This is a genomic window from Nocardia inohanensis NBRC 100128 (assembly GCF_001612945.1).
GTDB lineage: Bacteria > Actinomycetota > Actinomycetes > Mycobacteriales > Mycobacteriaceae > Nocardia > Nocardia inohanensis.
In genome coordinates this window covers 556,160-562,521 of the sequence record NZ_BDBK01000016.1, presented here as the reverse complement: position 1 = coordinate 562,521, position 6,362 = coordinate 556,160, and the positions used below count along the sequence as shown (strand labels likewise).

Sequence of the window (6,362 nt, the reverse complement as noted above, 5' to 3'; positions counted from 1 at the left end):
TTTAATCTTTTGATCTTTGAAACCTCCAGAGCGTCACCCCCGCTCCCGACGCTCCAATTCCACTGCCCGCTTCATCATTTCGCGCGCACGGGTGCGATCACCCGCATAGTCGTACGCCCGAGCAGCCCGATACGAAGACCGCCAATTCTCCGGATCAGCCTCGAACTCCAGCTTCACCTTCTCGAAAAGCTCATCCGCAGCAGCCTTTTCGATCCGCCCGGAAGGACGCCGCGGCAAATCCGAGATGTCGAGCTCCAGCCCCTCCTCATGCATACGCCGAGCGAGATGCTGATGAGCGAACGCGGCGCGAAGGCTGCTGTACACCACCCAAACACCCACCAGCGGCAAAATCAGGATGCCGATGCCGAGGACAACGGCGGGGATGGAGCCGTCAGCGATGAGGCTGAAGGCCATGCGGCCGAGGATTACGAAATAGAAGCCCAGAACGACCACCAGGGCCGCGATGAAGGCTACTCGTTTCGCTACCTCGCGGCCGTTGTTCTCGGCGGGCGTGCTCACAGGTCCAGAAGCGCGTCGATGCCGACCGTGAGGCCGGGGCGATGGGGGGTCTTACGGACGCCGAGGACCACACCGGGGACGAACGAGGTGCGGTCGATGGAGTCATGGCGGATGGTGAGCGTTTCACCCTGGGTGCCGAACAGGACTTCCTGGTGGGCGACCAGACCGGCCAGGCGAACCGAGTGCACGCGGACGCCGTCGACGTCGGCACCGCGCGCGCCTTCGAGTTCGGTGGTGGTGGCGTCGGGGCTGCGGCCGACTCCGGCCTTGTCACGGGCGGCGGCGATGATCCCCGCGGTGCGGTAGGCGGTGCCGGAGGGGGCGTCGGCCTTGTTGGGGTGGTGCAGCTCGATGACCTCGACGGATTCGAACCAGCGGGCGGCCTGCTCGGCGAAGCGCATGGACAGCACCGCGCCGATGGCGAAGTTGGGGGCGATCAGGACGCCGGTCGAAGGCGACGCGGCGAGCCAGCCGCGGACTTGGTCCAGGCGTTCGGCGTCGAAGCCGGTGGTGCCGACGACGGCGTGAATGCCGTTCTCCACCAGCCACTTCAGGTTCGGCATGACGACATCGGGGTGGGTGAAGTCGACTACGACCTCGGCACCGGCCTCGGTGAAGGCGTCCAGCGCGTCACCCTTGTCGACCTGGGCCACCAGTTCGAGATCCGGCGCGGCTTCGACACCCGCGCAGATCGCCTGCCCGACCTTGCCGCGCGCTCCGAGCACACCCACCCGGATCCGGTTCGTGGTCACCTGGTCTCCTCACCTACTTCGTCACGGATACCAGCAGAGCCTATCCGGTCGGCCCGGAGCCCCGTTCGAGCCCGCTGACCTGGCCTCGGCAAACCCGGGTGAGCTGGTTCATAGTGTGGCGCGCGATTGTTCAGCTGCCGGACAACTGAGCGACGGATCGGGGCGGTAGGCATCGCTGGTGAGAATTCGTCGTACCACCACCTGCGCACTCGCCGTCGCCGCCGCGTGCGCTGCGGTCCTGTCCGCCTGCTCTTCCGACCCTGCCGCCGATTTCACCGCGACCAAGGACCAGCCGCTGGTGATCTCGCTGGACGAGCTGCTGGCCAAGACGGGCGGCAGTGCGGCGGTGGCCATCGCCGATCCGCGGCACGGCAGCATCACCCGGCGCACCGACGGCTCCGTGGTCTACACCCCGGCGGCCGGATACAGCGGCTCCGACAGCATCACCGTCACCACCACCGACGCGGTGCGGCTGGTCACCACCGATATCGAACCGCTGGGTGAGTTCGGTGGAGTCACCGTGCAGGGCAGTGCGTTCGGGTCGGCGTTCACGGCGGTGCCGGGTAGCAAGGACGAGTTCTACGGGACGACCGATCGCGGTCCGAACGTGGACGGCAAGGGCAAGAACGAGAAGCTCGCCGTCGTACCGGATTTCACGCCGGCCATCGCCAAGTTCAAGATCGTGGGCAATAAGGCGGTGGTGGAATCGACCATCACGCTGAAGAATCCGGCGGGGCAGCCGTTCAACGGTCTGGTCGACAGCTCCGCGCCGACCGGTGAGACCATCAAGGGTCTCGACGGCAAGGTGCTGCCGCCGACCGATCACGGCATCGACAGTGAAGGGCTGGTCGCGCTGGCGGACGGCTCGTTCTGGGTGTCGGACGAATACGGGCCGTTCCTGGTGCATTTCGATGCCAAGGGCACCGAACTGGAGCGGCTCGCGCCGGGGCGGGGACTGCCGAAGGAGCTCGGCGCTCGCACCCCGAACCAGGGCATGGAGGGGCTGACCGTCACGCCGGACGGGAGCACGCTGGTCGGGGTCGTGCAGAGCGGGCTGAATCTGCCGGGGGTCAGCTCGGCGCGCGAAGTGCCGATGACTCGCATCGTGACCGTGGATCTGAAGACCCGCGCGGTGCAGGAATTCGTTTACCCGCTCGAAAATCCGAAGGAGAAGCTTGCGGTCTCCGAGATCACGGCGTTGAGCAACACCACCTTCGTGGTCGATGAGCGCGACGGCAACAAGGCGCCGAAGGCGAACAAGAAGCTGTGGACCATCGATATCTCGGGCGCGACCGATATCGGGCCGCAGGCGCAGGTCCCGGGTGCCGCCTATGACGCGGACAAGGGTCTGCTGATCGACGGCAAGCCGGTCGAAGCGTTCGTGGGCACCGTGCCGACCGCCGACGGCATCGCCGCGTTGAAGAAGGCCGGGATCACGCCGGTCGCCAAGAAGTCCGATCTCGATCTGGGCGCACTGGTTACGAGCCTGAACCCGGACGGCAAGTTCTTCGGGCACGACAAGGTCGAGGGCGTGGCGACGGTGGACGGCGGCAAGACGCTGTACATCTCCAACGACTCCGACTTCGGGCTCGAGGGCGCGAACGGCGATCAGCCGCCGTTCACCCTCAAGGCCAAGACGCTGCCGAACGGCGTCCAGGACTCCGGGGAGATCCTGGTCGTCGACACCACCAAGCTGCCCGCGAAGACGGCCACCAAGACCGTCTCGTTGCAGGTGAAGTAGTCAGTCGAACATGATGACCTGCCGCAGGGCATGACCTGCGGCCAGTTCATCCATGGCGGTATTGATGTCCTCCAGGCGAATTCGCGAGGACACCAGCCGCTCCACGGGCAGGCGGCCCTCACGCCACATCTCCACGTACTGCGGAATATCGCGGGCGGGGACCGCCGAACCCAGGTAGCTGCCGACGATGGAACGGCCCTGCGCCACCAAGCCCAGCGGAGAGATGCTGGCGCGGGCGTCGGGGGCGGGCAGGCCGACGGTGACCGTGGTACCGCCGGGAGCGGTTGCGGCCACGGCGGTTTCGAAGGCGCGGACATTGCCGGCGGCTTCGATCACTACTTCGGCGAGAATGCCCTGTTCGGCGACTTCGGCGGGGGTGTAGGCGGAGGTCGCGCCCAGTTCGAGGGCGGCTTTGATCTTTTCGGGGACGGTGTCGACGGCGATCACCTCGCGGCCGGTGCCCGCGCGCAGCGCCGCCGCCACCAGGACGGCCGCCATGCCGACGCCGCCGAGACCGACCACCATGATGCGATCGGCGGGGCCGGGCTTCGCCGAATTCAGCAGTGCGCCACCGCCGGTCAGCACCGCGCAGCCCAGCACGGCGGCCACATCGGGCGGTACGTCGGAGTCCACCGGCACCACCGAACGACGGTCCACCACGGCGTGCGTGGCGAAGCCGGAGACGCCGAGATGATGGTGCACTTCCGAGCCGTCGCGCAGCAATCGCCTACCGCCGCTGAGCAATTCGCCCGCATTGTTGGCCAGGCTGCCGGGCAGGCAGGGGGTGCGGCCCTCGCTCATACAACCGGCGCATTCGCCGCAGCGCGGCAGGAACGTCATCACCACGCGCTGGCCGACGGCGATCTCGTTGTCGGCTTCGCTGTCGCTCTCCCCCACCGCTTCGACGATGCCGGCCGCCTCGTGACCGAGCAGCATGGGCACCGGGCGCACCCGATTGCCGTCCACCACGGACAGATCCGAATGGCAGAGTCCGGCGGCTTCGATCCGGACGAGCAGTTCGCCGGGGCCGGGATCACCCAGATCCAGTTCGCTCACCGTGATCGGCTTCGACGTCGCGAAGGGGGTTTCGGCCCCGATTCGTTCCAGGACAGCACCACGAATCCTCATGCGCCCGACGCTACTCCATCGACCCGGGGGCGGGCTCGGTACCGGTCAGCGGCCCGGATCGTCGCCGCCACGGAAACACACGGTCATACGGCGTTTATCCCAGACCACCCAGACCGCGCCGCGGCCGTCGCGCGGGCAGCGGCTGCCATCGACGGTGTCGAGCAGGACCGCGGTCGCCTGAACATGGTGGGCGCCGGGGGTGGCGCAGTCGACCTTGGAGGGTTCGTCCATGTGCGTGGTGTCGTAGCAGACGCCGACGCGCCAATCGAAGGCCATGCACAGGTGATAGACGAGCTTGCCGCTGCGGTCCTTGCGGCTGGATTCCAGTTTGTACAGGTTGCCGGTGCAGGCGGCGGGGCCGGTCTGTTCGATGCGGTAATTGGCTTCCAGGGCATCGCAATCGGCGGGTTCGGGGGTGCCGGCTTTCCAGGTGGGGGCACCGGTGGCGTCGGTGGTGCGCTCCATCGGGACCGATACGCAGTCACCCACCTGCAATAGCGACAGCGGGTCGGGCGGAGCGGGTTTGGCGCTGGTCGAAGTGACCGGCAGACCGGCTTTGACCAGGCCGGGTGCGGGCGGGACCGCGGTACCGGCAATGGTGTCGCCCGCGATGCCCTCCACCGCCGGCAGCAGCCCACCGGCCAATCCGAGCCAGCCCGGGACGGCGAGAACGGCCACCAGCACGGTCCAGATCCGCTGTTTGCGCAGCACGGCTCCGCCCGCCGCCAGCACGGCCGAGATGAGCAATGCGATCGCCACCCCGACGACGCCCCAGTGCACGTACTGCCACCCCACCGACGAACCCCTACCTCGTTACCTTCGCAAGCTATCGCACGCACATTAACCGCCGAAGACGACCACGGGGCGAATCCCAGCCGTCGATTCAGCCGGTCAGTTCGGGGGCGGATTCGGCGGGGGCGGGCGGCCAGGCGGTGGGCTCGATATTGGCGGGCTTGGTGGAAGGCGAACCGTCCCAGTCGAATTGGATGCCCACCCAGGAGCGCGGGCGTTCGAAGCTGACCGTGCGGGCGTCGAAGGACGCGCGGCGGAAGGAGATGTCGCCGAAGAAGTCGCTGCCGGTGAAGCTCACCGAACGGCCGCTGAAGACGACGTCGGCGAAGGAGACCCGGCCGTGGTATTCGGCGCGGGAGAAGTTGGCCTCCAGGGTGCGGCCCGCACGCCAGCGGGCGGGCGCGCCCAGGTGCGCGCAGTCGAAGGAGCTGGAGCCGGCGTGGAAGCGGGAACCGGTGAAGGTGATTCGGATGCCCAGGAATTCGGCGCCGGTGAAGGTGACGCGCGCACCGTCGAAGCACGCGCCTTCGAAGGAGGTCAGGTCGGCGGTGAGTCTGGCATTGGCGAAGGTGGTGCGTTCGCCGGTGAAGACGGTGCGCAGGAATTCGGTGCGGGCGCCCGCGAACTCGGCGGCCTCGAAGGTGACGGTATTGCGGAATATCGCGCCCTGGAAGCTGATCCGTTCGCCCAGGAAGCGGGTCCGTTCGAAACCGGTGCCGCGTGCGCCGATGAACTGGGCGTTGGTGAAGCGAGTGTCGTGGCCGGTGAAGACGGCTTCGCGGAAGTCGGCGTCTTCGAACAGCACGTCGGAGAAGTCGAAATCGCAATCGGACCACGGTATTTCGGCGGCGGGACGCAAGCGGCTCGCGATCACCCGCACGATGGTGTCGCGTACCTGCCGGTCGTTCTGCCGGTAGTGGTAGATGCGTTCGACGGCGGTGCCGGAGTCCTCCACCCGCTGCGATTTGGAGGCCAGGTGACTGGCGCCCTCCTCGGGTAGGTAGGGCAGGCGCAGGTAACCGCAGAGCACGTCCACGCACTGCTGGCGGCGCGCACGAACGGAGAACTCGTCCGCCACACCGGCCATGGCGTAGACCCCGGCCACGCGCACCGCCACATCCGGGTCGCCCAGCTGCCGGGCGGCCGCGCCGAACAGTTCGGCGAACCGCCCGCGCTCGGCATCGCGCTGCCGCCGATACGCCACCACCAGCGCCACCGCGCCGCCGATACCGGCGGTCACCCACAGCGCGATCTTGGTGAGGTCCAGTTGATTCGGCGTCTCCGCCCGCGCCCCCAGCAGCCGCCACAACCCCCACCAGGTGAGCGCCCCGACAACCAATCCACCGAGCACCGCCGCCACCACCGAAAGCAACAGCGCCGACCGCTCGAGCCTACGGTTCAGCGTCGAGCCGAACCTCCCCAACCGCATA

General features: G+C 67.7%; 6 protein-coding genes. 1 reads left to right on the top strand and 5 read right to left on the bottom strand.

From position 1 onward, the window contains the following. Positions 1 to 33: 33 nt before the first annotated feature. Both NI1_RS30685 and dapB read right to left on the bottom strand, forming a co-directional pair. Positions 34 to 519 carry a hypothetical protein gene (locus NI1_RS30685; RefSeq protein ID WP_067827633.1) on the bottom strand — a complete coding sequence of 162 codons (486 nt, stop codon included), beginning with the start codon at positions 517 to 519 and terminating at the stop codon, positions 34 to 36. Then, positions 516 to 1,256 (bottom strand): 4-hydroxy-tetrahydrodipicolinate reductase, encoded by a 741-nt coding sequence (gene dapB / locus NI1_RS30680; RefSeq protein ID WP_439957324.1) that lies wholly within the window; start codon positions 1,254 to 1,256, stop codon positions 516 to 518. Before dapB ends, NI1_RS30685 begins: the two co-directional genes overlap by 4 nt. A 193-nt stretch (positions 1,257 to 1,449) precedes the next feature. On the opposite strand from dapB, the gene NI1_RS30675 reads away from it, so the two are divergent. Then, positions 1,450 to 3,012: an esterase-like activity of phytase family protein gene (locus tag NI1_RS30675; RefSeq protein ID WP_084523967.1), complete on the top strand. Its 1,563-nt coding sequence runs from the start codon at positions 1,450 to 1,452 to the stop codon at positions 3,010 to 3,012. Here NI1_RS30675 and NI1_RS30670 read toward each other — a convergent pair whose 3' ends face one another. The 3 genes from NI1_RS30670 to NI1_RS30660 all read right to left on the bottom strand — a co-directional run bounded on the left by NI1_RS30670 (position 3,013) and on the right by NI1_RS30660 (position 6,361). Further along, positions 3,013 to 4,140 (bottom strand): alcohol dehydrogenase catalytic domain-containing protein, encoded by a 1,128-nt coding sequence (locus NI1_RS30670; RefSeq protein WP_067827631.1) that lies wholly within the window; start codon positions 4,138 to 4,140, stop codon positions 3,013 to 3,015. Positions 4,141 to 4,185: 45 nt separating this feature from the next. Next, positions 4,186 to 4,935, bottom strand: a complete 750-nt coding sequence (locus NI1_RS30665) for a hypothetical protein (protein WP_067827628.1) — start codon at positions 4,933 to 4,935, stop codon at positions 4,186 to 4,188. An 88-nt stretch (positions 4,936 to 5,023) separates the two neighbouring features. After that, positions 5,024 to 6,361 carry a pentapeptide repeat-containing protein gene (locus NI1_RS30660; RefSeq protein WP_067827625.1) on the bottom strand — a complete coding sequence of 446 codons (1,338 nt, stop codon included), beginning with the start codon at positions 6,359 to 6,361 and terminating at the stop codon, positions 5,024 to 5,026. Position 6,362: the final 1 nt, after the last annotated feature.